Raw genomic sequence first — 24,495 nt, 5'->3', positions numbered from 1 at the left:
GTTTTATCCGACGCCTGTCCCGTTGCAAGCGCGCAGCCGATCACTGTCGATGACAGGCTGAAACAGGGGCTAACGCGCGCGTCGCCGCCGCCCGGCCCCCTCGCCGCCGCCGGTGTTGTGGCTGACCTGCGGCAGGGTCACGATCTTTGCCAGTTCGGGAAAGGGGTCGATCGCATGCGGCATCGCGGAAGCGTTGACGAAATGCTCCTGAAACCGCGGCTCGATGGCGGTTTCGACTTTATGGATGCGCTTTACCTCACGTTCGATCCCGGCGCGGGCGGCGATGTTGCAAAGCGCGAGGCGCGCGCCGGTTCCCGCGGCGTTTCCGGCGCTGCTGACTTTGTCCAGATGGCAGTCGGGAATCATGCCCAGGACCATCGCGTGTTTGGAGCTGATATGCGCGCCGAACGCCCCCGCCAGCACCACGCGATCCACGCGGTCGACGCCAAGCTCATCCATCAGCAGGCGCGCACCGGCGTAGAGTGCCGATTTCGCCAACTGGATCGCGCGGATGTCGCCCTGCGTCACGGTGATGCGCGGGCCGCCCTGCGCGGTGGCGTCGTGGATCAGATAGGCATGCGTGCGTCCTTCGGGGATGCAGCGCGCGGTGCCGGTCTGTTCCGCCCCGCCGATCAGCCCGGCGCCGTCGACGATACCGGCCATGCGCATTTCGGCCACGGCTTCGATGATGCCCGAGCCGCATATGCCGGTAACGCCCAGCTTTTCCGTGGCTTCCGCGAAGCCCGGATCGTCTGACCAGAGATCGCAACCGATGACCTTGAAGCGCGGCTCTTTCGTTTCGGGGTCGATTTCCAGCCGCTCGATAGCGCCGGGCGCGGCGCGCTGGCCGCTGGATATCTGCGCCCCTTCAAAGGCGGGGCCGGTTGGCGATGAGCAGGCGAGGACGCGATCGCAGTTGCCCAGCAGGATCTCGGCATTGGTGCCGACATCGACCACAAGAACAAGGTCGTCGCTCAGGTGCGGCGCTTCTGAAAGCGCGACGGCCGCGGCATCCGCGCCGACATGCCCGGCGATGCAGGGCAGCGTGTAAAGACGTGCTTCGGGGTTGATCGTGGTAAGCCCCAGATCGCGGGCAGGCAGGGCAAGCGACGAGGAGGTCGCGAGTGCGAACGGCGCCTGCCCCAACTCAACCGGATCGATGCCCAGAAAGAGGTGGTGCATCACTGGATTGCAGACGACCACGACTTCAAGGATCAGGGATGGGTCGATCCCCGCCTCGACTGAAACCGAGTGGGTCAGCGCATCTAGGGCCTGGCGCACGGTGGCGGTCATCTCGGTATCGCCGCCCGGATTCATCATCGCGTAGCTGACGCGGCTCATCAGGTCTTCGCCAAAGCGGATCTGTGGGTTCATGATGCCGCCGGCGGCAATGACCCGGCCATCGGTCAGGTCGGTCAGATGAGCGGCGATGGTGGTCGAACCAAGATCGATTGCCAGACCGTAGAGCCCGCCTTCGTACAGGCCGGGCCAGATGTCGAGCAGACGCCACGGCCCTCCGGTGTGGTCGCGGTAGACGGCTACGGAAACGCCCCAGTTGCCCTTGCGAAGAGCCGGTTGCAGTTTCCGCAAGGCATGCGGGCCGGCGATGAGCGGGTCGACTTGCCACTGATCGCGCAAGGCGTCGGCGAGGCGCTCCAAGTCGCCCGACGGTTCATGCATGTCGGGTTGTGCGACCTCGACGAAGAAAAGCCGCGTCGCCGGGTCCATCGCGATCCGCCGGGCGGATGCGGCCTTGCGCACGACCTGTCGGTGCAACTGGCTTTCAGGCGGCACGTCAATGACCACATCGCCCATGATGCGCGCCTGGCAGCCGAGGCGCCGGCCGTCGAGCATGCCGCGCTTGTCCTTGTAGCGTTGCTCGACCGCGTTCCACGCGCTCAGCGCATCAGGTGCGACCGTCACGCCGTGCTTGGCAAACTCGCCCAGCCCCGGCGAGACCTGACATTTCGAGCAGATGCCGCGTCCGCCGCAGACCGAATCGAGATCGACGCCCAGCTGACGCGCTGCGGTCAGGACCGGCGTGCCGAGGGGCACACGTCCGCGCTTGCCCGATGGCGTAAAGATAACCAGTGCCTCGGACATGTTGCGCCCGCCTACCATGAACGACAGGCGCAACATAAGCGTCGCCGCTCAAGTTGAAAGCGGCTTTGCGACCCAAGCCCGAGAGAAAGCGACGTGGCATCATGCGCAGACGGATCGGGCTTAGGGATGCAGGGGTCAGACCGCCTCGGGCACGGGCAGCAACTGGGCGCGGACCTCGACGGCTTCGGCCATCAGACGGGCCTCGGCCATGAGGGCGATCATCACGTCCACATGGCGCGCCGGCCGCCATGTCTCGCCGGTTTCGTTGCATGGCCTCATGCGCAGCATCTCCTGCTCGGCCTCCAGTGCGATCAGTCGGCGGACGATGGCCGGACCCGGCGCGGGTGTTGAAGGTTGCGACAAGATGCGCCGCAGATCGATTTCGCGGCGATACTCCATCGTGCCCATGCGCGCGGCGCGTAGCAGCAGCTTCGGTCGGTGCGCCCGCGCAAGAGCATCTAGTGTGGAAACAATAGAGTCACGGAAGTGGCAGCTCATCCGGTCATCTCCCTTCGGTTTCATTGTAAATTGTGCACCATTCGATGGCAAAGCCATGAAATCAGAGACTGCGTTTCCGAATGGCGCGCCTTGAGAGCGCTCGATTCAACATCCGTTTAACGAATTGCAGGAATCTTGTGGGCGGGAGCGGTTAACCTGAGTGAAACCAAATGCGACAAAGGGTGTATTGTTTTCGAATCGAGAACAATAGAGTTCTGGCCGCCGAGCGCGCGGTATCCAACCCATAAAGGTCGCCATGTCAGCCAACGCGAAACTCAAGTCACCGCTGCCCGACTGGGTGCCGTCTTCCGCGAGGACTTACCTGACACATACTGAAGACGGGCAATCATTGCGGGCGATTGCACGCGAAAAGGGCGTGCATGCCTCAACCGTCATGCGTCAGGTCCGTCGGTTCGAAAATCGTCGCGACGATCCTTTGATCGACTGCGCCCTGGGGCGACTGCAACAAATCGTCCGAACGCCCGACCTTCGCGAAATCAAGGAAAATCGAGACATGACCCTTCACATCCGCTCTGCCCCGCGCGAACCCGGCGGCCTGCTGGACGAGGACCGACTGAACGCCGAGGCGCTGCGCGTCCTACGCCGCTTGGTAGAGCCGGGGGTGATCATGGCCGTCGCCGCCGACATGGATCGTGCGGTAGTGCTGCGTGACGGCGTGGATGGGGCGATCCGTCTTTGCGTTCTCGACCGTCCGGTGGCCGAGGCCTTCGCGCTGCGCGAATGGATTTCGTGCAGTAAACCCGGCAGGGTCGCCCGCTACACCATCACCGCGCAGGGGCGCGCAGCCTATCGACGCCTCGTTGATGGGATCGAACGCGACGATGATGACGATGAAGATCGCGCGCGGGGGCGCTACTGCCAGATCGAATCGCCGGTCGCCGTGCTGGCGCGGCGCCGCGACAAGGACGGCAAGCCGTTCCTGGGTGCCGATCTGCTGATCGCGGCCGAAAGGCTGCGTGAGGATTTCGAGGTTTCACAGACTGGTCCGCAGGTCACGCAGGACTGGGGCCGCTTTCTTACCGCGGGAACCAGCAATGGAATGGTTGGGAGCGGCGCCGGTCGTGGCCCCGCCGCTGCACGGGAAAGACTGGCTGCCGCACTGTCCGAACTCGGCCCCGGTCTCGGCGAGGTCGCGCTACGCTGTTGTTGCCATCTTGAAGGGTTGGAAACCGCCGAGCAGGCAATGGGCTGGTCGGCGAGATCAGGCAAGATCGTCTTGCGGATCGCGCTGCAGCGCCTGAAGCGACATTACGAGTCTCAGGGCGATGCAGCCAATATGATCGGCTGAGTCGAACTGCAGGCCAATCAATTACCAACGCCGCGCACTTTTGGTGCGCGGCGTTCTGCATCCGTCTCCGCTGCAGTGCTTTCCCGGCGCCAACTCTCAAAGAGTTATTGAACTAAAGAATAACATATGCATATAAGAATTAGAATTTTTCTGTGGAGGCACGCATGCTCGAAACAAATATGGGAAGCATTGATCGGATCTTACGCGCTGCGGTCGGCGTCGCGCTGATACTGGCGTTTTTCCTGTTGCCTGACCTGTCCTGGCGCTGGGTTCTATGGATCGGTGTGATTCCGCTGGTCACCTCGGTCATCGGCTGGTGCCCGGCCTACACACTGGTCGGCATTTCGACATGTCCGCGCAGTGGTGGATCACGTTGACGGCAAAGGCCTCTTGCGCGGGCCGGTCAGGCGCGGACCTGCAAGGGCACAGCGGCCGCTAAGGCCTCGACTTTGGCCATCGCCGCGCCTGTCCCAATCACTTCGCGGGCAAGCGCCACGCCTTCTATGAGGTTTGCGACTCGCTCGGCGACAACCAGCGCCGCCGCGGCATTCAGCAGTACTGCGTCGCGGTAGGCGGGCCGTCCGCCACCCGTCAGGACGGCGCGAAGTTCCGCGGCGTTGTCCGCGGCTTCTCCGCCCAGCAATTCCTCGAAAGGGTGAATCGGCAGTCCTGCGGCCTCGGGGTGCAGTGTGAATTCGCGGATGACGCCGTCCTCAAGTGCGACGACCTTGCTGCCGCCTGCGATCGACAGTTCATCCGTTCCGTCGTCGCCATGCACCAGCCAGGCCCGTTCGGACCCCAATGCCTGCAAGACCTCGGCCATCGGGCGCAGCAGATCGGGTAAAAAGGCACCGGTCAATTGCCGCTTCACGCCCGCCGGGTTGGTCAGCGGCCCCAGAATGTTGAACACCGTGCGCGTGCCAAGTTCTGCGCGCACGGGTCCGACATGGCGCATCGCCGGGTGGTGCATTGGCGCCATCATGAAGCCGATACCGGTGGTCGCCAGTGCCCTTTCCACTTCGGCGGGACCGACCATGACGTTGATCCCCAGCGCGGCCAGCGCATCCGCCGCCCCCGATTTCGAACTCAGATTGCGGTTTCCGTGCTTCGCGACAGGCACGCCCGCACCCGCCACCACGAACGCCGTGGCGGTCGAGATGTTGAGCGTCCCTTTGCCGTCACCACCCGTGCCGACAATGTCCATCGCCCCGTCCGGCGCAAGCACTTTCAGGCATTTCTGGCGCATCACGCTCGCGGCGGCGGCATATTCATCGACCGTTTCACCGCGCGTGCGCAGCACCATCAACAGCCCGCCCATCTGCGCGGGGGTTGCTTCGCCCTCGAACAGGATGTCGAAGGCACGTTCCGCCTCTGCACGGGTCAGGGGGCGTTCGATCGCCATTGCGATCAGCGGCTTCAGGTCGGTGCTCATGCGGCGACCGGCAGTCGGGAAAGGAAATTGCGAAGCAGCGCGTGCCCGTGCTGCGAGGCAATGCTTTCGGGATGGAACTGGACGCCCTCGATCAGCAATTCGCGGTGGCGAAGACCCATGATCGTGCCATCTTCCAGCCAGGCATTGATCGTCAGCGCCGCGGGCAAGGTTTCCGGATCAACGACCAGACTGTGATAGCGCGTGGCGGCGAAAGGCGACGGCAAGGCGTTGAAAACCCCGCTACCGTCGTGATGCACTTGGCCCAGCTTGCCATGGACGATGTCCCGCGCGCGGACCACATTTCCTCCGAACGCCTGCCCAATGGCCTGATGTCCAAGGCAGACGCCCAGGAGCGGGATGCGCGCCTCGGCCGCGGCGGCGATAAGCGGCAGACAGATGCCTGCGCGGTCCGGATCGCACGGACCAGGGCTCAGCACGATGCCGGCGGGATGTAGCGCCATCGCTGCCTGCACATCCAGCGCGTTGTTTCGCCGAACCGTCACCTCGGCGCCCAGTTCGCCCAGATAATGAACGAGGTTGTAGGTAAAACTGTCGAAATTATCGATGAGCAGCAGCATTCCGCGACCTTTCGCCGGGCGAGCCCTTTCATGCCCTTCTGCACGCGGCAGGGTCAAGTGCGGCTTGGCGCTCATCGGGGTGCTGCCTTGGTAGAAAAGGGTCGAATCCATGGCCATCGACCGGTAAACGAAGCACGAAACATGGAGAGGCACGCAATGAGCGGAGTTTTCGGAGGTATCGTGACGGGATTGGCTGTCGTTACGGCAGGTTTCGTGGCGCTTTCGTTGACGCTGCCGCCGGTTCCCGAGACGCCGCCGCTCTTGTCCGGCGAGACCACGCCAATCGAAGATGCTTCTTCGCAGACGCTGGTCGAAGAAACCGATGTTCTACGCGCCCCAGAGCTATCCGGCGTCGAGGAGTCCGCTCAAGATCCTTCGGAAATGCGCGCCACTATTGAAGATGTTGAAGATACGACTGCTCTGGAAGCCCATGATCTGAGTGCGTCGGTGCCCGGTTCAGATGCTGGTGACGCAGCTGACAGACCGAAGGGTAGGACGGAAGCCAACGGAGCCGCCGATCCCCCTGCGACCGCGCTTGCGTCACCCGGGACGGAATTGGGCGCAACCCGGTCACCACCTGATCCAGCGGCGCCTGACACTCCAACGGTTGAATCGGTGCCTCCACCAGCCACGTCATCGACAGGCGAAGCACCCGAGCCGACGCCCGATTCGGCAACGGCACATCCGCGGGAGCAAGAGCCAGACGCGACGCAATCTGCACTGAACAGCGGTGAGCAGGAGCCTGAAGTCGAATCGTCAGGCGAGGTGCGGGCGCTGGCGACTGAAGCGGCGCGACTGGCTCCGGCAGGGTCGCCTGAAGCGGCAATCGAATTTACGAAAGAGGGGGAGATGCCCCTGGCCGGTCCCGAGACATCTGTCGATCGCTCCGCCGAACCCTTGCCCGCGTGGCGCCAGTTCGCGGCGGCGTTCGACGCGCCCGAGGGACGTCCGATCTATGCGGTCATCGTGATCGACGCGCCGGCAGATCCGCAGGCCGAAGCCGACCTTCTGACGCTGGCAGCGCCAGTTACGGTTGCGCTGGATCCGTCGGATCCGGATGCACCACGCCGCGCCGGCGGCTACCGTTCTGCCGGGCATGAGGTGGCAATTCTGGCGACGGCGCCGATCACCACCGGCGCAATTTCGAACCAACGCCGGGCGTTGCCCTACGCGGTGGGATGGATCGCCCCGCCGGCCGCTTCGTGGCCCGCCGATCCAGCTACGCGAGAGAGGCTCTTGGGAACACTCGAGGCGTCGGGCTTGGCGATCGTGGTGCGAGACGGGAATACAAGCTTCCCCGAGTCTGAAACGACAGTGCGCGTGTTCGAGCAGATCGATGCGGCGTCGGCGGACCGCGCCGCTGTCCTTTCGCGCTTCGATCTGACGGCGAAGGCAGCCAGCGGCGGCGCGTCGGTCGCGCTGCTGGGACGTGCGGCACATTCGTTGATGCTGGAGGCGTTGATGCAGCGCGCCGGCCGTACTGCCGGGACATCCGCCACGCCTGCGCCCCTCAGCGCGGTCGTTGCGGCGGCCCGAAGATGATTACATCGAGAAACTGATACCGCAGCCGCAGCTCGACGCGGCGTTCGGGTTCTCGATCACGAACCGGGCGCCGATCAACTCGTCGGAGAAATCGATCACCGCGTTCGACAGAAAGGGCAGTGAGACCGGATCGACCAGCACACGCTGGCCGTCCTTTTCCAGCACCAGGTCATCCTCGGCAGGCTCGTCCAAGGTGATCTCGTACTGAAAGCCCGAACAGCCGCCACCGGCGACGGCGACTCGCAGGGGCCGCGCTTCGCCGGCATCCTCTGCAATCTCGGCAAGCCGGGCAAAGGCGCGATCAGTCACTTTCGGGGGAAGGTTCATGCGTTGGCTGCTGCTTTCGACATTTATCCGATAGGCTCGCTCGGATATAAGCGGACGGGCGGCGTCGGACAAGCCCGCCCCCGACAGGAGCCTTGATGACCGTCAGCCAGACGACCGCCGCCTTCGCCGCCGATCCGGCTCTCAGTCGTGGCCGGCTACATCCTGAGCGGATCTCGACCTTTCGCTCGGAGTTCCAGCGAGACCGCGACCGGATCATCCACTCCTCGGCCTTTCGGCGGCTCAAGCACAAGACGCAGGTCTTCATCGAGCACGAGGGGGACTATTACCGCACGCGGCTTACCCATTCGATCGAGGTGGCGCAGGTGGCGCGGACGCTGGCCGCTGCGCTGGGATTGAACACCGATCTGGCCGAGGCAATCGCGCTGGCCCATGATCTGGGCCATACCCCCTTCGGCCATACCGGAGAGGAGGCGATGGCCGAGCTGATGGCACCCTATGGCGGGTTCGACCACAACGCCCAGGCGCTGCGCATCGTGACACGGCTTGAGCGGCACTATGCCGAGTTCGACGGGTTGAACCTGACCTGGGAGACGCTGGAAGGCATCGCCAAGCACAACGGTCCGCTGGTCGACGCCGAGGGCACGCCGCGCAAGGGGCCGTTGCCGGCGGCGCTGGTCGATTACAACGCCCTGCACGATCTGGACCTGCACACCCATGCCTCGGCCGAAGCGCAGGTCGCGGCGATTGCCGACGATGTGGCCTACAATCACCATGACCTGCATGATGGGCTGCGTTCCGGTCTTTTCACCGAGGACGACCTGATCGACCTGCCGATCACCGGGCCTGCCTTTGCCGAGGTCGACTCGCTCTATCCCGGGATCGAGCCCATGCGACGCCGACACGAGGCGCTGCGCCGCGTCTTCGGCACGATGGTCGAGGATGTGATTGCCGTCGCGCGCCACCGGCTGCAGGCGGCGGAGCCGACGGACGCGGATGCGGTGCGCGCCCTGGGCGTCACCATCATTCGCTTCTCCGACCGTCTGTTCCGCGAATTGAAGGTGATCCGGCGCTTCCTTTTTGAACGGATGTACCGCGCCCCCAAGGTCGTGGCGATGCGGGCCGAGGTGACCGAGGTCGTGCGCGATCTCTTCCTGCTCTATCTGCGCGACGCGGACCTGCTGCCCGCGGAATGGCGCGCCGATGTGGCGGGGGCAGGGGACGAGGCGGCGCTGGCCCGCGTCGTCGCGGACTACGTCGCCGGAATGACCGACCGCTTCGCGCTGCAGGAACACGCGCGCCTGCTGGGCTCGGACGCGGCGCGCTTCACGCGCTACATCGTTTCGGGGCAGGGCTGACCGGCGCGTCGCTTCCTCGGTAATTCTTGCCTACAAGCGTTCCAGCGGGCACCGTGGCGCAGGTGTCCAAATTTGGACGCTTCGACAAAGCATTGATATAAATATGAAAAGTCGCAAAATTAACCGCAATGAAACTTTTGACCGAAGCCCTGTCGACGTGGTGCGACACCGGCCCCCGGTAGCACGGAAACGCCAAGAATCAGGCCCCGACTTCAGGCCGCGCCTATCACGCGGTGCTGCTCGGCGCCTCCTGCCGCAGCAGCAGGCAGGCTTGCCAGGGGCCGAGTTCCATCGGCCCCCCGGCGTGCACCTGTCCAACGGCTGGTTCCGCGTCGATCGCGAGCCATGACCCGCCTGGCAGATCAACGCTGGTCGGCCGGTCCGAAAGGTTGAAGGCGCAGCGGATCTCCTCGCCCGCGTGCCGGCGATCGAAGGTCAGGACCGAACCCTCCGCCCGCGCCCGCGCGATACTGCCGATGGCCAGCGCCGGGTGCGCGTGGCGCAGGGCGATGGCCCGCCGATAATGATGCAGCAACGCGCCGGGATCGGCTTCCTGCGTCGCCGTTGCCAGCGGCAGATGCGCGGGCGACACCGGCAACCACGGGAGCCCGGTGCTGAACCCGCCAGCGGGCGCGTGTTCGTCCCATACCATCGGGGTGCGGCAACCGTCGCGTCCGCGATATTCGGGCCAGAATTCGATCCCGTAGGGGTCGCGCAGGGCTTCGAAGGGCAGTTCGGCCTCGGCCAGACCCAGTTCCTCGCCCTGGTAGAGGCAGACCGTACCGCGCAGGCAGATCATCAGCTTCGCATAGGCCCGCAACGCCGCGGGGCTCAGGTGCCAGCGGCTGACGTGGCGCGCGACATCGTGGTTGGAGAACGCCCAGCAGGCCCAGCCGTCGGCGGCCACCTGGTCCATGCGGTTGATCACCGCGGCCACGCTTGCCGCGTCGGGGGCCTCGGGCGCCAGGAATTCGAACGCGTAGCACATCTGCACGCGGTCAGACCCGGCCGTGTATTCGCCCAGAAGCTCGATGCCGTGTTGCGCGTCGCCGACCTCGCCCAGAGCAATCGCGTCGTATTCGTCCAGCAGCACACGCAGGCGCCCCAGGAACAGCGGCGTCTCGGGCCGGTTCTTGCTGTAGAGATGTTCCTGGTGATTGTAGGGGTTCACTGCCGGGGCGATCGTGTCGTTGCGCCGCTCCGGCGGCAGCGCCGGATTGTCGCGCAACTCGGCGTCGTGGGCATAGAAATTGATCGTGTCCAGCCGGAAACCCGCGACCCCGCGATCCAGCCAGAAGCGTGCGACATCCAGAAGCGCGTCCTGCACCGCCGGCTCGTGAAAGTTCAGGTCGGGCTGCGAGGTCAGGAAGTTATGCAGGTAGTACTGGCAGCGCCGCGAGTCCCACTGCCAGGCCGTCCCGCCGAAGATGGACAGCCAGTTGTTGGGCGGCGTGCCGTCCGGGCGCGGATCGGACCAGACATACCAGTTCGACCGCGGATTGTCGCGGCTGGCGCGGCTTTCGCGGAACCATGGATGCTGGTCCGAGGTATGGTTGAAAACGAGGTCGATCAGCACCTTCAGGCCCAGTTCGCCCGCCTGCGCGATGACGCGGTCGAAATCGGCGAGCGTGCCGAACATCGGATCGACCTCGCAGTAATCCGAAACGTCATAACCGAAATCTCGCATCGGCGAGGGGAAGAAGGGCGAGATCCAGATCGCGTCGGCGCCCAGCTTCGACACATGCTCCAACCGGTCGAGGATGCCGCCAAGATCGCCGATTCCATCCCCGTTGGAATCCTGAAAGCTGCGCGGATAGATCTGATAGATGACCGCGCCGCGCCACCATTCCGTACCTGTCCGCGGGGCTGCGATCCGGCTGCTCAGGTTCATGGCGTCCTCTGCGTTGGTTCGGTCAGGCCGTTCATCGGGGATTCTGCTTTGCCTGCAAGCGCCGGGCGCTGTCAATCGCGGGAACCACGCGCCTTCACCATCGCTTGAGAAGACGCGAGGCGATTTGCGTCTGCCGATTTTGTGCCTATCTTGCAGGCAGAATCGCGTTTTCCCGGCGTGCGCACAGGCCGGCCGCGACGAAATGAGAGAGGTTCGCATGACGACAGATCGTGATCAATCCGCGGCCGGCAAACCCGCCGTCGCGCTGGCCGCCGCGCGGCCGCAACGACAGGGCTGGCCGCTTTTCGCGCATCTTCTGGTGATGCTCATGGTTCTGGCGCTGGCCTTGCCGGCCTTCGCACAGGAGCCGCAGGATCGCCCGATCAGCTTTGCCGACCTGGCCGAGGAGGTCAGCCCGGCGGTGGTGAACATCACCACCTCGACGCGGGTCGCGACCGAACTGGCGCCGGGTGCCCCCCGCCTGCCCGAAGGGTCGCCCTTTCAGGAATTCTTCGAGGAGTTCTTCAACCGCGAGGGGCAGCCGCAGCAGCCGCGCCCGCGGCAAAGCCAGTCGCTGGGATCGGGCTTCGTGATCTCGGGCGACGGCTACATCGTGACCAACAACCACGTGATCGAAGGCGCGGACGAGATTTCGGTCGAGTTCTTTTCGGGCCGCACCTTGATCGCCGAACTGGTCGGCACCGACCCGGCCACCGATATCGCGCTTCTCAAGGTCGAACCGGATGACGAGCTGCCGCATGTGATGTGGGGCGACAGCGAAGCCGCGCGCGTCGGTGAATGGGTCATCGCGGTCGGCAACCCGTTGGGGCAGGGCTTTTCGGTCTCGGCCGGGATCATCTCGGCCAAGGGGCGGGCGCTGCAGGGCAATTTCGATGACTTCCTGCAGACCGACGCGGCGATCAACCGCGGCAACTCGGGCGGGCCACTGTTCAACATGGATGGCGAGGTGATCGGCGTGAACACCGCGATCCTGTCACCCACCGGCGGCTCGATCGGCATCGGCTTTGCCATGTCCTCGGCGGTGGCGACGCGCGTCGTCGACCAGTTACGCGAATTCGGCGCGACGCGGCGCGGCTGGCTGGGTGTGCGCATTCAGGACGTGACCGATGACGTGGCCGACGCGCTGGGTCTGGACCGGCCGAACGGCGCGCTGGTGACCGAAGTGATGGACGGCCCCGCGCGCGATGCGGGCATGCAGGCCAGCGACGTGATCCTGCGCTTCGATGGCGGGGACGTGGCCGACACGCGCGATCTGGTGCGGCGCGTTGCCGACGCCGGCGTCGGCCGTGCGGTCGAGGTGGTGGTCTTCCGCGACGGCTCGGAGGCGACGATCGAGGTCGTGCTCGGCCTGCGCGAGGATGGCACTGCCGTTGCGCCGCGCCCCTCGGCCCCGGTAGCCCCGGCGCAGGTCATGGGCATGGAGCTTGCCCCGCTGACCCCGGAAGCGCGCCAGGAACTGGGCTTGCCCGCCGGCATGGAGGGCCTCCTGGTCCGGTCTGTCGAGGCCGGCACCGATGCCGAATCGAAGGGCCTGCGCCCCGGGGATCTGATCACCGAGGCCGGTCAGCAGCCGGTCGCATCGGTCGCCGATTTCCAGGACCGTGTGCAGGAAGCGCGCGATGCCGGGCGGCGCACGATCCTGCTGATGGTGCGCCGGGGCGAGGATCCGCGCTTCGTTGCGCTGTCGCTGGAGGACTGAAGCGCTGCTTTGAGCCTGCGCAAGTCGACGCCGGGAAGCGAGACACGAAACGCCCGCGCCGGTCCGGCGCGGGCGTTTTCACGTCTTGGCTGGGCGGATGGGCGCGCTTTCCGTAGCGTCGACGGGCGACGTCCGTCCCGCCAGCCGGGCAGGGCGTCGGGTCAGTAGCCGTAGCCGTAGCCGTAGGATTCGGACCGTTCCAGATAGCGGCACTTGTTCAGAACGACGCCCAGGAAATTGCAGCGCGCGGCCAGTTCCGCGCTGCATTTCTCGATCTCTTCCATGTTGGTCCGTTCGGCGGCGGCGACCAGCAGCACGCAATCGATCTGGTCGATGAAGGCCATCGTGTCATCGGTCAGCAGCAGGGGAGGCATATCGCAGATCACCACGTCGGGCGCGAACTTCGCCTCGATCGCGTCCATCGCCAGGCCCGCCTTCACCCCCTGCAGCAGTTCCGCCGCATCGGGCACCGGCCGCCGGTTCGTAGCCAGCGCCAGGTTGCTGCCGATCCGGATCAGATGTTCCTCGGCGCTCGCGTCGCCCGCCAGCACGTTCGAGAATTGCCGCCCGCCCCCCAGTCCGATGAGATCGGCCATCGCGGGGCGGCGCAGATCGAACTCGGCCAGCAACGTGTAGAGATCGGGCTGCCGTCCCAGGCTCAGGGCCAGGTTCAGCGCAAGCGTCGTCTTGCCGCAGGCGCTGCCGGGCGAGGTGATCGCCACTCGCCGCCAGTTGTTCGCCCGCAACTGGTGCAGCAGGCGCGTGCGGATCATGTCGAAATGCTTGGCTTGCGGACCGGCGCGCTGCGACACGATCAAGTTGCGCTCCAGCCGCTTGTCGCGCGGTTGAAACTCGGTCAGTTCGGCCCAGAGCGCGTCCCGGTCCGGTGGCGTCTCGACGTTCGCGACGGTGGCCTTGTGCGGTGACCGGGGGCGCGCGGGTGCTTCGCGCGCGTTCTCGGTTCGGCGTCGCCGCTCCTCGCGGGCGCGCTCGATCGCCGCCTGGATGAAGTCCATCGCCACGCCTCCGTTACTGCGCCGCGCCGCGGAAAAGCGCGATAAGGCCCTCGATGCCGGTGCGGCTCAGCACGCGGTCGAAAGCCATGTCAAGCGGCATCACTTGTTGATCGAACACATAAAGTCCCGCCGCCGCACCCACGGAGACGAGTATCAGGAGCCCCCAGATCGTCACGCGCCGAACCAGGATCTGCCGGCGGCTGCGCAGATAGGGAATGCTGGCGAAGGGCGGCACGCCCATGCGCGCGGTGATCTCAGCGGGGCGGCGCACGGCGGTTTTCAGAAGCTCCAGCAGCGTGACGAAACCGAATCCCATGGCCAACCCGCCGCCAACTCCGGCGGCCGCCAGGGCGCGCCGGTTCGGCCGACTCGGCTCGTCGGGAACCGAGGCGTATTCCAGAACGATGATGCGCTGCCCGCGCGATTGCGCTTCGATCCGCTCGCCCGTGCGCGCCTGGGCCCGGCGGGCGATGGCCTGGTTGTACTGCGCCTGGATATTGGCCAGGTCGCGTTCCAGCGCATTCAGCGCAATCGCGTTCGAGGGTGTCGCCTCGATGGTGACGCGCAAACCCTCCACCTCGGCCTGGATAGAGTCGATCTGGGCCCGAATGAATTGGATTTGTCCGTCGATGTCGGAAAGCTGCATGTCGTAAAGCGTCATGCCCTCGGATTCGCCGGGCATGTCCGCCGCCTGAGTGGCGACCGTTTCCTCCAGCGCCTCGATCTGGCGGCGCAGCACGCGGATGCGCGGGTTGTCGGGCGCAAAGATCGCCTGCGCATTCGACAGCTGGTTCTGTAACTCGCGCAGCTGGCGCTGCTCGGCCGTCAACGTGGCGGGGTCCACGTCGATGCGTCCTGTCCGCTCGAACAACGACACCAGCCGCTCCCGCCGGTCGCGCAAGGAGGCCAGGTCACGTTCAAGCTGCAACAGCCGTTCCTGCTGCGTGGTCTGCCGCGCCCGCCGGAACGCGAGGCTGTCGGGCAGGGCGTCGCGGTTGGCTTCCTGGAACTCGATGATCCGCCCGGTCTGGCGGGTCAGATCGTCTTCCAGCCGGCTCACTTCCTCGTCGAAGAATTGCAGGGTCTGGGTTGTGGTAGCGGTGCGCAGCGCGACGTTCTCGCGCAGGATCCGCGTGACCAGTTCGTTTGTCACCTCGGTCACGACGCGCGGATTGCTGCCCGTAAACGAGACATTGACGAAACTCGCCGCCGCGCCGCGACCGGGCAGGCTGATCCGTGCGCGCCGGCGCATGTCGGCCACGATCGCGTCGGCGTTCATGTCGGCCTGGTCGGCATGCAGGCGGAACTCGCGCGACAGGTCCAGCATGTTCGCCCGCGTCAGGATCCGCTGCGAGATCACCTGAAGCACCTCGGCGGTTTCGGCGCGCATTGTCGAGGCGGCAAGATCCGACGGCACCTGCGGCGATTCCACCAGCAGCCGCGCCTCGGCGCTGTAGCTGGGCGGCAGGTTGTAGGCCAGCCAGACGCCCGCCACCGCGACGGGCAGCGCCACCAGCAGCAGATAATGGAGCCGCCGCAGGAAGAGCTTGAACAGAAAACGCAGGTCAATCGTCATCGTATCTCCCTCCGGGCGGCGCGAAGCTCACGCCCTGCCGGAGCCCTTGTCCACGCCCGATCCCGCCGGGGCCGGGCACGACCTCGAAAATCAAGCCGTTATCAGCCAGAAGTTCGAGGTCAAGGCGAATCACGGATTGATGAACCGCCTTGCGGGCTGCGCTTGCCACGGCAACCCGAGCCGCCCCGCACCGCCCGGGGGCCGCGCGCGCCTGCCGCCGGGCTACCGCCCGACCGGCAAGGTCGCTTCCGGCTAGGGGGTACACCCCCCTGTCCTGGTAATGCTGCATGACAACGCGACTCACTCCAGACACACGCTAATATCCCTCGGCACGCCCAAAGCAGGCGCGGCTCCGTTCTAGAATGAGAATATTTCACAACCGTTCAGAACGCACCACAATTCCGACAGATCCTGTCCGTGCCCCCTCGACGCAGGGCCGCCGGTCGGGCCTTGCCATGAAATCGGTCAGTCAGCGATCATCGCTCGCGGCTTCGGTCCGCCGGTGGCCCAGTCCATCAACTCCACCGTATGCACCACCGGAACGCTGGTGCCGCCGCCGATCTGCATCATGCAGCCGATATTGCCTGCGGCGATCACCTGCGGCGCCTTCGCCTCCAGCGTCGCGATCTTGCGCCGCTTCAACTCGGCCGAGATCTCTGGCTGGAGCAGGTTGTAGGTCCCGGCCGAGCCGCAGCAGAGATGCGGATCCTTCGGCTCCACCACCTCGAACCCCGCCGCCCGCAGCAGATCCTTCGGTGCGGTCTTGATCTGCTGGCCGTGCTGGAGCGAGCAGGCGGCGTGGTAGGCCACGCGCAGCGGCTCGGGCGCGCGGGCCTCGGGGCTCAAGCGCACCAGCACCTCGCTCACATCCTTCGCCAGCCCCGCCACCGTCGCCGCATCCTCGGCCAGTCGCGCATCGGTGCGGAACATGTGGCCGTAGTCCTTGACCGTGGTCCCGCAACCGCTGGTGTTGATCACCACCGCATCCAGCCCCGCGCCGTGCTTTTCCTTCATCCAGGCGCGAATATTCGCCGCCGCCGCCCGGTGCGCCGCGCCCTCCATCCCCATGTGATGCGTCAGCGCCCCGCAGCAGCCGGCGCCCTCGGCCACCACGACCTCGCAGCCCAGCCGCGTCAGCAGGCGGATCGTCGCGTCGTTGATGTCGGTGTTCAGCGCCTTCTGCGCGCAGCCGGTCATCAGCGCCACCCGCATCCGCCGTTCGCCCTGCGCCGGGAACACCTGCGGGTCGTCGTTGCGGCTGACCGGCGGCACTTGGCGCGGCGCCATCGCCAGCATCGCGCGCAGCCGCGCATCCGGCATCAGCCGCGCGAACGGCCGCCCGATCTTTGCGCCCAGCAGCGCCAGCCGGAACCGCGTGGGGTAGGGGATCACCTGCGCCAGCACCCAGCGCAGCGCCCGGTCGCGCCAGGGCCGCCGGTAGGTCCGCTCGATATGCACCCGCGCATGGTCAACCAGATGCATGTAATGCACGCCCGACGGGCAGGTGGTCATGCAGGCGAGGCAACTGAGGCAGCGGTCGATGTGCTTGACGGTTTTCTCGTCCGCCGGCCGCCCGCTCTCCAGCATGTCCTTGATCAGGTAGATGCGCCCGCGCGGGCTGTCCAACTCATCCCCCAGCACCGCATAGGTCGGGCAGGTCGCCGTGCAGAAACCGCAATGCACGCAGGCGCGCAGCACCTCGTTCGACCGCGCGATCGCCGGGTCCTGCAACTGCCTGGCCGAGAAATTCGTCTGCATGTCTACTCCATCAGCCCGGGATTGAGGATGCCGCGTGGATCGAACCGCGCCCGCAGCCCTGCCGACAGCGCCGCCACCGGCGCGGGTTCGGGCGGGAAGGGCGCAATCGTGGCGCGCGTCGCGTGGGACGCGCGCACCAGCGTCGCATGGCCGGCAAACGGCCCCAGCTTCGCGCGTAAGTCCGTGCCCTCAGGCAGCAGCAGCCACAGAAGGCCCCCGCCCCAGTCGTACAGCGCCTGCCCGCCGGCCTTGGCCGCGAGCCCCGGCGCGTCCGAGGGGCGCGTGGCCAGCCGCCAGACATTGCCCGCCGCGCCGTGAAACGCAGCCACATCGCGCACCGCGACCCACAGCGCCGCGCTCTCCGCGCCCTCGACCCGCCCGGCCGCGCCGAACCGGCCCAGATGCGCCGCCAGCGCGCCGGCCCGGTAGGCGACCGACGCCGCGAACCCATCCAGCCGCAGCAGCGTCCGCCCGTCGGGCAAGTGCGCCGCGCCATTGACCTCGAAAGGTGACCCCAGGGCCGCTGCCATCGCCGCCACCGCCGCTTCGGGCGCCAGCCCCTCCAGCACCAGCGTCGTCGCGGCCTCGGGCGCGGGCAGGACCTTGAAGGCGACCTCGGTCAGCACCCCCAGCGTGCCCCAGGACCCCGCCATCAGCTTCACCAGGTCATAGCCGGTGACGTTCTTCATCACCCGCCCGCCGTTGCGTGTGACCTGGCCCGAACCGTCGACAAAGCGCGCCCCGATCAGGCTGTCCCGGCACGCCCCCGCCTGCACCCGCCGCGGCCCCGAGGCATTGGCCGCCACGACGCCCCCGATGGTCGGCTCGCCTTCGGTGCCCAGCAGACCGCGATGATCCATCGGCTCGAAGGGCAGCCGCTGCCCCTCGGCCGCCAGCGCCGCCTCGACCTCGGCCAAGGGCGTGCCCGCCCCGGCGACCAGCGTCAGCGCGCCGGGCTCGTAAAGCCGGATGCCCGCCAGCCCCGCCGTGGACAGCGCCGCGCCCGAGACCGGCCGCCCCACCGGCCGCGTGCCGCCGCCGACGATCCGCAGCGCCCCGCCGGCCCCCCGGACCGCCTCGGCCAGTTCCGCCTCATCGCTCGGACGCATCGCCTCCACCCTCATCTCGCCCCTTCATCTGTCCCTAAATATCCATTGCGGAAACTGTCGGTTTGCGAACCGATCGGCCGGGGGCAGGGCGCCTGCGTCACCGCCCGCGTTGCGCATGGATGAGCGGTGCGCGCAGCTCTGTGCGAAAATCGCGTATAGACGTGATGCCGAAGCTGCGGCAGGTCCGGCGGAATGGTCCGGCTTTCGGGCCGCGCACCCGGGCAGAACCGCCGCAACGTTCACGCCGCCGCCCGGCGCGTATCGCTCGCCGCCAGCGGAAAGACCTTGGCGGGGTTAAGGAGCCAGCGCGGATCGAAGACATCCTTGATGCGCATCTGCGCCTCCAGATCGGCCGGATCGTATTGCACCGTCATCAGGTCGCGCTTCTCGATCCCCACGCCGTGCTCGCCGGTCAGGCAGCCGCCTACCTCGACGCAGAGCTTCAGGATCTCGGCCCCGAACGCCTCGCATTTCTCCAGATCGCCGGGCTTGTTGGCGTCGAACAGGATCAGCGGGTGCATGTTGCCGTCGCCGGCGTGGAAAACATTGGCGACATCCAGCCCGACCTCGCCGCTCATCTCCTTGATGCGCTTGAGCACGAAGGGCAGGGCGGAAACCGGGATCGTCCCGTCGAGGCACATGTAGTCGTTGATGTTGCCCATCGCGCCGAAGGCCGACTTGCGCCCCAGCCAGATGCGCGCCGACTCGGCCTCGGACCCGCTTTCGCGGAACTCGACCGGGGCGTGCTTCGCCGCGATCTGGCGGATCAGGCCTAGCTGCTCGTCGATCTCGGGACCGCTGCCCTCCACCTCGACGATCAGCAGCGCCTCGCAGTCCGGGTAGCCGGCCTTAGCGAAATCCTCGGTGGCGCGGATGCAGGGCCGGTCCATGAACTCGATCGCCACCGGCAGGACGCCTGCCTTGATGATGTCCGACACGCAGGCGCCCGCCACCTCGTTGGAATCAAAGCCGATCAGCACGGGGCGCGCGCCCTCGGGCTTGGGCAGGATGCGCAACCAGGCTTCGGTCACCACGCCCAGCTGCCCTTCGGAGCCGCAGACGACGCCCAGCAGGTCCAGCCCGCCGGCATCCATGTATGGCCCGCCCAGTTCGACCACCGTGCCGTCCATCAGGACCATCGTCACGCCCAGCAGGTTGTTGGTGGTGACCCCGTATTTCAGACAATGCGCCCCGCCCGAATTCATCGCGATGTTGCCGGCGATGGCGCAGGCCAGTTGGCTCGACGGGTCGGGGGCGTAGAAAAAGCCCGCCTCCTCGACCGCGCCCGAGACGGCGAGGTTGGTGATCCCCGCCTGCACCCGGATCGCGCGGTTCAGTGTGTCGACCTCCAGCACCTCGCGCAGGCGCGCGACGCCCAGGATCACGCTGTCGGCGGTCGGCATCGCGCCCCCGGCCAGCGAGGTGCCCGAGCCGCGCGGCACCACCGGCACGCCGGCGTCGTGACAGACCTTCAGCGCCGCGGCGACCTGCTCGGTCGTATAGGGCAGCACGACGGCCAGCGGCGGGCAGCGATAGGCGGTCAGCGCATCGCATTCATAGGCGCGCGTCTCGGCCGGGTCGTGGATCACGGCGTCGGCCGGCAGGACCTCCTGCAAGCGCGCGACGAGCCAGTCGCGCCGGTCCAGCACGGCCGGATTCGGTACCGGCATCTGCATGGCGTCTCCCCCTCCATTGGTAAAAACATATTACCAATCGGTGCGTGCGTCCAGCCCTCCCGTCCTTATCCCCGCCGGCGCGCCGCCCACTCCCCCACGGCCTCGCCGAACTTCTGGAACAACGGGCGCGACACCGGGTCGTGGGCCGCATTCCATTCCGGATGCCACTGAACGGACAGGGAAAAGCCGGGAGCGTCGTTCACGTAGATCGCCTCGGGCGTCCCGTCCGGGGCGTGGCCGTCGATTACGATCCGCTTGCCGGGCGTCTTGATGCCCTGTCCATGAAGGGAATTCGTCATCACCTCCTCCGCGCCGAGGATCCGGTGAAACACGCCCCCGTCGGTGAAGCGGACCGAATGGCGCAGCGCGAACTTCTCCTCGATCGTGCCGTCGGGGGGCATGCGGTGGTTCATGCGGCCGGGCAGATCGCGGATCTCCGGATGCAGGGTGCCGCCCAGTGCCACGTTGACCTCCTGAAAGCCGCGGCAGACGCCAAGGAAGGGCTGCCCGCGCTCGACGCAGGCGCGGACCAGGGGCAGGGCAATGGCATCGCGGCCGCGGTCGAAATCGCCGTGCGCGGGGGTCGGGTCCTCGCCGTATTCCTCGGGGTGGACGTTCGGCCGGCCGCCGGTCAGCAGGAAACCGTCGCAGACCTCCAGCAACTCGTTGACCGAAACGAAGCGCGGGTCCGAGGGGATAAGCAGGGGCAGCGCGTTCGCGACCTCGGCGATGGCCTGGCTGTTCATCGTACCGCCGGCATGGGCGGGGTACTGGTCGTTGATCATGTGGCTGTTGCCGATGATGCCGACAACGGGGCGCGGGCGCGGCATGGCGATCCTTCTTGCAAGCGGTACGACACGTTCTAGGGCGTTGCGCGAGCGAGGAAAAGGGGCGCGGCCCTTCCCCCGACCACCGACAGGGGCCGGATCAGGCATATCCCTCCACAAGTGGATGGCCCGCCTGTCCGCGGGGCCGGGCAGCGGCACGGCCGCGACCGCAGGTGCGCGCCGCGCCGGAGGGTTGCCGCGGTCGCCGCAGAGGGTCGCGGGGCGTCGGAAGCCTGGTGGCGGGGGGTTGTGCAAGTTGCACACCCTTTTCAACGCACTGAAAAAGATAGACAAAATTTCCGGCGTTAACCGGGCGTACACCTGTTCACGCGGGGGGCATGCAGGTCCGACGCCTGCGCCGCGATCCGCTGGTGCCCCCTTAGCTTCCCTCGCGCGCCAGCGGATGATGGGCCATCACCAGCGCGCGCAGGCGGGCGTCCAGCACATGGGTGTAGATCTCGGTCGAGGAGAGATCCGCGTGGCCCAGCAGCAACTGGATCACCCGCAGGTCGGCGCCGCCGGCCAGCAGATGCGTGGCGAAGGCGTGACGCAGCACATGCGGACTGGCACGGTCGGGGTCGATCCCGGCGCGGACAGCGACTTCCTTGACCAGCGTATGAAAGCGCACGCGGCTCAGATGTCCCGCCGCCCCGCGCGCCGGAAACAGGAAGCGCGAGGGCGGGCGTCCCTGCTTCTGCGCCGCGGCTTCGGTACGGTCGCGATGCGCCAGCCAGATGGCGACCGCCGCGCGCGCGGCATCCGAAAGCGGCACCATCCGGTCCTTGCCCCCCTTGCCGCGCACCAGCATCATCTCGGGCGCGCCGCGCAGCGCGGTATGGGGCAGGCTGACCAGTTCGGACACGCGCAGCCCGGTCGCATACAGCAATTCGAACAGGCAGGTGTTCCGTGCCCGGCTAGCCGCATCGGAGCCATGCGTGCGCGCCGCCTCCAGCAGGGCGGCGACCTCGTCCTCGGTCAGCGTACCGGGCAGTCGCTGGGCGCGGCCGGGGCCGTCGATGCGCAGCGCCGGATGATCCGCGCGCCAGCCCTCTTCCACGGCGAAGCGGAAATACCGCTTCAGCGCGGAAAGCCGGCGCGCCCGTGTCGCCCGCGACATGCCCGCGGTGTCGAGGGCGATGAGATAGCCTTCGATGTCGGCCCGCCCGGCGCGGTCCAGATCGCTGCCGCGGGACTGAAGCCAGCCGGCCGCATCGCGCAGGTCGCGCCCATAGGCCAGCAGCGTGTTGCGCGCCGCGCCGCTTTCCGCGGCCATCGCCTCGAGGAACGTGCTGATGTGGCGGGCATCCAGCGCGGACAGGAGCATGGCTAGCCCCGTCGTTCCAGCAGCAGCGCCTGCAGGGCGGTCCGGCGGGCGATATCCTCGAACCCCAGATAGCGCAGCAACGCGAGACCCTCGCCCAGCATGCGCGGGTCGCTGCCGCTGCCGATCCGGCCTAGGACGCGCAGCGCCTCCTCGCCGTTGCGCCCCTCGGTCAGGCGCTCGTGCGAGGTCGCGGGAATTTCCGGCGTTTCGGCAAAGGCCTCGACCACCGCGGCCTGCGTGGGATCGCCGGCGGTTTCGGGGTCGGGCGGCAGTCCACGCGCCACGGCGGCGAGCAAGCGGGAGCGCGCATCCTCGCCGGTTTCGGCCAGCGCGATCTCCTCGTAGTCGTCGGACAGGTAGTTCATCGCGCGCGCGACCGCGGCCGCGTCGCCGTCCAGCGGGATGTCGCGCAGGGCCCCGGTAAAGAGCGACACCAGAACCATTTCGAGTTCCGCCGCGGCCATCTGCGTCCAGGCATGGATCAGCGCCGCGCCGATCTCGTCCGGATCATCGCGCGACAATGCGGCCTCCAGCCGCTGGACGGTGCGCACGCGGTCCCAGATCCCGCCTGACGCCGCTGCCGCACGCTCGGTATAAAGGCCCAGCAGCCGGTTCGGCGTCAGCGCGCCCGAGCGCACCAGCCGCTCGGCGGCCTCGATCTGCGCGCGCCAGCCAACGGTGCCGCGCAGGTCGGCATGCGCGAAGGCGACCGGCAGACCATGCGTCGCTACCGATTCGCCGATCGCTTCGCGCATGCGCCAGGCAAGCGGGCTCAACTGCGCGGGCAGTCCGGCGAGGGGGGGCAAGGGTTCGTGGTCGACATGCCCCTCGACTTCGAGGAAGCGGGCCAGCAGTTGGTCATAGGGGGCGGGCAGGCTGTCCTCGGCCGCCATGTAGGCGCTTTCGGCGCCGGCCCAGTCGCCGCTGCGCGCCTGGCAATAGATGCGCGCGGCTTCGAAGGGAAACGGCGCCTCGGATTGCAGGACGCGCGTGCAGACCGGGGTTTCGTCCCCCAGCAGCAGGGCGATTTCCAGCCAGCGCAGTTTCAGCGCCGCATCGCGCGAATCGAGCGTATCGAGCAGCGCCACCGCCTGGTCGAGCGCGCCGAATTCGTAAAGCTTGTCGATGCGCGCGGACAAAAGGGGCGAGGTCTGCGCGTCGGTCGCGTCGCCCGCCGGGGCCTCGAATTCGGCCAGCAGCAGCCGATAGGCCAAGGTCCTGAGCGCGGGCAGCGTATCCTCGGGCAGATCAAGAACCAAGGGCGCCAGTTGCGCGGCCGTGCTGGGTTGCCAGAAGTCGCGCGGCAGCCCGACCCGCGCCGCCGGGAAAAGGCCGACCGCATCCGGCTGCACCCGGTCCAGCGGGCGCATGGTAATCACGCCGTCCATCCAGGCATCGCCGGTCGGCGGTGTCACCGGCTGCAGCCCGTCCGGATCGGGCACGAGGACCGAGTCCTGCAGCCATTCGATGGCCGAAAGCGGACCCTGCGCCGCCAGCGGCAGGGGGCAAAGCCCTGCAGCAAGCGCCACCGCGACGACCACGCGGATCGGCTTCGGATGTGCCGCGCCGTGCCACATGCCGCCTATCCCGTTCCCAGCTCGACCGGGACGCTGCGCGGCTCGGTCGGCCTGTCGAGGTTGCCGAGATAGGCGAACGCGAGAAACCCGAGGCCGGCGATCACCACCAGCAGCAATAACGCACGGAAGAGGTAACCAAGAAAGCCGGGGCGGTCGACGTGTCGGGGCATATAGCTGCTTGCGCCTTCTTTTCTGAGGGGCCGGGCGCGCGCCCTGCCGGCGGCGCCCCTGCCATTTCCGGACGATTTATATATGGTACTCGCGTCAAGATCACGCCATTGAATGCACGCACAAGAGAAAACATGCCCGGCGGCATCGTCGGGCCGAAGGTTGGAACCGGCAGCGCGGCATGGCAGCGGCAAGAAGCGGCAGGCTGAGGAAGACGGTGGTCATGGTCGGCATGATGGGTGTGGGCAAGACCGCGGTGGGGGGGGAGCTGGCCCGGATCCTCGGCGTCCCCTTCCTCGATTCGGATGCCGAGATCGAGATGGCCGCGAATGCCAGCATCGCCGAAATCTTCGCCCGCGACGGTGAGCCCTTCTTCCGCGAGAAGGAGGCGCAGGTGATCGGTCGGCTGCTGAGCGGGGCGCCGGGCGTGCTGTCGGTCGGCGGCGGGGCGTTCCTGAACGCCGGGACGCGCCAGCTGGTGCACGACCGCGGCGTTGCGGTCTGGCTGAAGGCCAGCCTGGAGCTGCTGTGGAGCCGGGTGAGGCGCAAGGACACGCGTCCGCTGCTGCGCACCCCCGATCCGCAGCGCACCCTGGCCGAGTTGATGGCGGCGCGCGAACCCGCCTATGCGAAAGCCGACCTGATCGTCGAGGTGCGCCCCGACGCCTCGATCGAGGAGACCGCGCTGCAGGTGCGCGCCGCGCTTGCCGCGCGCCCTGATGTCCTGCCCCCCGCCTGAGGTGCTGCC

21 protein-coding genes are annotated in these 24,495 nt (G+C 67.2%); 6 read left to right on the top strand and 15 right to left on the bottom strand.

From position 1 onward, the window contains the following. Positions 1-69: 69 nt before the first annotated feature. Together IM708_RS02065 and IM708_RS02060 are read right to left on the bottom strand one after the other, a co-directional pair. Complete coding sequence (locus tag IM708_RS02065; RefSeq protein WP_209424651.1) at positions 70-2,103, bottom strand: ASKHA domain-containing protein; 2,034 nt, start codon at positions 2,101-2,103, stop codon at positions 70-72. A gap of 135 nt (positions 2,104-2,238) precedes the next feature. Continuing rightward, the gene (locus IM708_RS02060; RefSeq protein ID WP_209424650.1) at positions 2,239-2,601 is read right to left on the bottom strand and encodes a DUF6477 family protein; all 363 of its coding nucleotides are present in this window, start codon (positions 2,599-2,601) and stop codon (positions 2,239-2,241) included. A gap of 514 nt (positions 2,602-3,115) precedes the next feature. Here IM708_RS02060 and IM708_RS02055 point away from each other — a divergent pair. Together IM708_RS02055 and IM708_RS02050 are read left to right on the top strand one after the other, a co-directional pair. Continuing rightward, positions 3,116-3,910: a DUF6456 domain-containing protein gene (locus IM708_RS02055; protein ID WP_348524928.1), complete on the top strand. Its 795-nt coding sequence runs from the start codon at positions 3,116-3,118 to the stop codon at positions 3,908-3,910. 164 nt (positions 3,911-4,074) lie between these two features. Beyond that, positions 4,075-4,287: a DUF2892 domain-containing protein gene (locus tag IM708_RS02050; RefSeq protein WP_209424648.1), complete on the top strand. Its 213-nt coding sequence runs from the start codon at positions 4,075-4,077 to the stop codon at positions 4,285-4,287. Positions 4,288-4,313: 26 nt separating this feature from the next. Here the strand turns inward: IM708_RS02050 and trpD are convergent, their stop codons facing one another. Together trpD and IM708_RS02040 are read right to left on the bottom strand one after the other, a co-directional pair. Further along, a complete protein-coding gene (trpD, locus tag IM708_RS02045; RefSeq protein ID WP_209424647.1) occupies positions 4,314-5,342 on the bottom strand; it encodes an anthranilate phosphoribosyltransferase in 1,029 nt (342 codons plus the stop codon). Beyond that, positions 5,339-5,920, bottom strand: coding sequence for an aminodeoxychorismate/anthranilate synthase component II (locus IM708_RS02040; RefSeq protein WP_209424821.1), 582 nt, complete (start codon positions 5,918-5,920; stop codon positions 5,339-5,341). Before IM708_RS02040 ends, trpD begins: the two co-directional genes overlap by 4 nt. Positions 5,921-6,076: 156 nt before the next feature. Here IM708_RS02040 and IM708_RS02035 point away from each other — a divergent pair, with 156 nt between their 5' ends. Continuing rightward, entirely contained in the window at positions 6,077-7,462 is a 1,386-nt protein-coding gene (locus tag IM708_RS02035) for a hypothetical protein (protein ID WP_209424646.1), read from the top strand. Here IM708_RS02035 and IM708_RS02030 read toward each other — a convergent pair whose 3' ends face one another. After that, positions 7,463-7,789, bottom strand: coding sequence for an iron-sulfur cluster assembly accessory protein (locus IM708_RS02030; RefSeq protein WP_209424645.1), 327 nt, complete (start codon positions 7,787-7,789; stop codon positions 7,463-7,465). 95 nt (positions 7,790-7,884) lie between these two features. Between IM708_RS02030 and IM708_RS02025 the strand changes: the two genes are divergently transcribed. After that, entirely contained in the window at positions 7,885-9,105 is a 1,221-nt protein-coding gene (locus IM708_RS02025) for a deoxyguanosinetriphosphate triphosphohydrolase (RefSeq protein ID WP_209424644.1), read from the top strand. 226 nt (positions 9,106-9,331) lie between these two features. Here IM708_RS02025 and IM708_RS02020 read toward each other — a convergent pair whose 3' ends face one another. Beyond that, the gene (locus IM708_RS02020) at positions 9,332-10,996 is read right to left on the bottom strand and encodes an alpha-amylase family glycosyl hydrolase (protein WP_209424643.1); all 1,665 of its coding nucleotides are present in this window, start codon (positions 10,994-10,996) and stop codon (positions 9,332-9,334) included. Positions 10,997-11,324: 328 nt separating this feature from the next. On the opposite strand from IM708_RS02020, the gene IM708_RS02015 reads away from it, so the two are divergent. Continuing rightward, positions 11,325-12,716 (top strand): Do family serine endopeptidase, encoded by a 1,392-nt coding sequence (locus tag IM708_RS02015; protein WP_245242954.1) that lies wholly within the window; start codon positions 11,325-11,327, stop codon positions 12,714-12,716. A 161-nt stretch (positions 12,717-12,877) separates the two neighbouring features. On the opposite strand, the gene IM708_RS02010 is transcribed toward IM708_RS02015, so the two are convergent. From IM708_RS02010 to IM708_RS01970, 9 genes are all read right to left on the bottom strand, one after another. Then, positions 12,878-13,732 (bottom strand): CpsD/CapB family tyrosine-protein kinase, encoded by an 855-nt coding sequence (locus IM708_RS02010; RefSeq protein ID WP_209424642.1) that lies wholly within the window; start codon positions 13,730-13,732, stop codon positions 12,878-12,880. Positions 13,733-13,745: 13 nt separating this feature from the next. Beyond that, positions 13,746-15,308, bottom strand: coding sequence for a Wzz/FepE/Etk N-terminal domain-containing protein (locus IM708_RS02005; protein ID WP_209424641.1), 1,563 nt, complete (start codon positions 15,306-15,308; stop codon positions 13,746-13,748). A 465-nt stretch (positions 15,309-15,773) separates the two neighbouring features. Continuing rightward, positions 15,774-17,066 (bottom strand): glycolate oxidase subunit GlcF, encoded by a 1,293-nt coding sequence (gene glcF, locus IM708_RS02000; protein WP_209424640.1) that lies wholly within the window; start codon positions 17,064-17,066, stop codon positions 15,774-15,776. Positions 17,067-17,068: 2 nt separating this feature from the next. Next, positions 17,069-18,175: an FAD-binding protein gene (locus tag IM708_RS01995; protein ID WP_209424639.1), complete on the bottom strand. Its 1,107-nt coding sequence runs from the start codon at positions 18,173-18,175 to the stop codon at positions 17,069-17,071. 239 nt (positions 18,176-18,414) lie between these two features. Beyond that, on the bottom strand, positions 18,415-19,851 hold the full coding sequence (locus IM708_RS01990) for an FAD-linked oxidase C-terminal domain-containing protein (RefSeq protein ID WP_209424638.1): 1,437 nt from the start codon (positions 19,849-19,851) through the stop codon (positions 18,415-18,417). Positions 19,852-19,916: 65 nt separating this feature from the next. Next, positions 19,917-20,681, bottom strand: coding sequence for a gamma-glutamyl-gamma-aminobutyrate hydrolase family protein (locus tag IM708_RS01985; RefSeq protein WP_209424637.1), 765 nt, complete (start codon positions 20,679-20,681; stop codon positions 19,917-19,919). Between the two features lie 376 nt (positions 20,682-21,057). Continuing rightward, on the bottom strand, positions 21,058-22,002 hold the full coding sequence (locus IM708_RS01980) for a tyrosine recombinase (protein WP_209424636.1): 945 nt from the start codon (positions 22,000-22,002) through the stop codon (positions 21,058-21,060). 2 nt (positions 22,003-22,004) lie between these two features. Further along, the gene (locus IM708_RS01975; protein WP_209424635.1) at positions 22,005-23,579 is read right to left on the bottom strand and encodes a hypothetical protein; all 1,575 of its coding nucleotides are present in this window, start codon (positions 23,577-23,579) and stop codon (positions 22,005-22,007) included. A gap of 5 nt (positions 23,580-23,584) precedes the next feature. Then, a complete protein-coding gene (locus IM708_RS01970; RefSeq protein WP_209424634.1) occupies positions 23,585-23,749 on the bottom strand; it encodes a hypothetical protein in 165 nt (54 codons plus the stop codon). A 179-nt stretch (positions 23,750-23,928) separates the two neighbouring features. Between IM708_RS01970 and IM708_RS01965 the strand changes: the two genes are divergently transcribed. Continuing rightward, entirely contained in the window at positions 23,929-24,486 is a 558-nt protein-coding gene (locus IM708_RS01965) for a shikimate kinase (protein ID WP_209424633.1), read from the top strand. Positions 24,487-24,495: the final 9 nt, after the last annotated feature.

Source organism: Pararhodobacter sp. SW119 (assembly GCF_017811755.1).
In the GTDB taxonomy this organism is placed as follows: domain Bacteria; phylum Pseudomonadota; class Alphaproteobacteria; order Rhodobacterales; family Rhodobacteraceae; genus Pararhodobacter.
Note: the sequence above shows the minus strand (reverse complement) of the source record. Positions and strands in the feature narration are given on the sequence as shown.

What these genes read in the sequence shown, in the direction of transcription:
- IM708_RS02010 (WP_209424642.1), bottom strand. Translation starts at nt 13,732, where the DNA reads ATGGACTTCATCCAGGCGGCGATCGAGCGCGCCCGCGAGGAGCGGCGA.
- IM708_RS02030 (WP_209424645.1), bottom strand. Translation starts at nt 7,789, where the DNA reads ATGAACCTTCCCCCGAAAGTGACTGATCGCGCCTTTGCCCGGCTTGCC.
- IM708_RS02035 (WP_209424646.1), top strand. Translation starts at nt 6,077, where the DNA reads ATGAGCGGAGTTTTCGGAGGTATCGTGACGGGATTGGCTGTCGTTACG.
- IM708_RS02060 (WP_209424650.1), bottom strand. Translation starts at nt 2,601, where the DNA reads ATGAGCTGCCACTTCCGTGACTCTATTGTTTCCACACTAGATGCTCTT.
- IM708_RS02055 (WP_348524928.1), top strand. Translation starts at nt 3,116, where the DNA reads ATGACCCTTCACATCCGCTCTGCCCCGCGCGAACCCGGCGGCCTGCTG.
- IM708_RS01990 (WP_209424638.1), bottom strand. Translation starts at nt 19,851, where the DNA reads ATGCAGATGCCGGTACCGAATCCGGCCGTGCTGGACCGGCGCGACTGG.
- trpD (WP_209424647.1), bottom strand. Translation starts at nt 5,342, where the DNA reads ATGAGCACCGACCTGAAGCCGCTGATCGCAATGGCGATCGAACGCCCC.
- IM708_RS02005 (WP_209424641.1), bottom strand. Translation starts at nt 15,308, where the DNA reads ATGACGATTGACCTGCGTTTTCTGTTCAAGCTCTTCCTGCGGCGGCTC.
- IM708_RS02015 (WP_245242954.1), top strand. Translation starts at nt 11,325, where the DNA reads ATGGTTCTGGCGCTGGCCTTGCCGGCCTTCGCACAGGAGCCGCAGGAT.
- IM708_RS02050 (WP_209424648.1), top strand. Translation starts at nt 4,075, where the DNA reads ATGCTCGAAACAAATATGGGAAGCATTGATCGGATCTTACGCGCTGCG.
- IM708_RS01995 (WP_209424639.1), bottom strand. Translation starts at nt 18,175, where the DNA reads ATGCGTCCGAGCGATGAGGCGGAACTGGCCGAGGCGGTCCGGGGGGCC.
- IM708_RS01965 (WP_209424633.1), top strand. Translation starts at nt 23,929, where the DNA reads ATGGCAGCGGCAAGAAGCGGCAGGCTGAGGAAGACGGTGGTCATGGTC.
- IM708_RS01985 (WP_209424637.1), bottom strand. Translation starts at nt 20,681, where the DNA reads ATGCCGCGCCCGCGCCCCGTTGTCGGCATCATCGGCAACAGCCACATG.
- IM708_RS01980 (WP_209424636.1), bottom strand. Translation starts at nt 22,002, where the DNA reads ATGCTCCTGTCCGCGCTGGATGCCCGCCACATCAGCACGTTCCTCGAG.
- IM708_RS02065 (WP_209424651.1), bottom strand. Translation starts at nt 2,103, where the DNA reads ATGTCCGAGGCACTGGTTATCTTTACGCCATCGGGCAAGCGCGGACGT.
- IM708_RS02040 (WP_209424821.1), bottom strand. Translation starts at nt 5,920, where the DNA reads ATGCTGCTGCTCATCGATAATTTCGACAGTTTTACCTACAACCTCGTT.
- IM708_RS02025 (WP_209424644.1), top strand. Translation starts at nt 7,885, where the DNA reads ATGACCGTCAGCCAGACGACCGCCGCCTTCGCCGCCGATCCGGCTCTC.
- glcF (WP_209424640.1), bottom strand. Translation starts at nt 17,066, where the DNA reads ATGCAGACGAATTTCTCGGCCAGGCAGTTGCAGGACCCGGCGATCGCG.
- IM708_RS01975 (WP_209424635.1), bottom strand. Translation starts at nt 23,579, where the DNA reads ATGTGGCACGGCGCGGCACATCCGAAGCCGATCCGCGTGGTCGTCGCG.
- IM708_RS01970 (WP_209424634.1), bottom strand. Translation starts at nt 23,749, where the DNA reads ATGCCCCGACACGTCGACCGCCCCGGCTTTCTTGGTTACCTCTTCCGT.
- IM708_RS02020 (WP_209424643.1), bottom strand. Translation starts at nt 10,996, where the DNA reads ATGAACCTGAGCAGCCGGATCGCAGCCCCGCGGACAGGTACGGAATGG.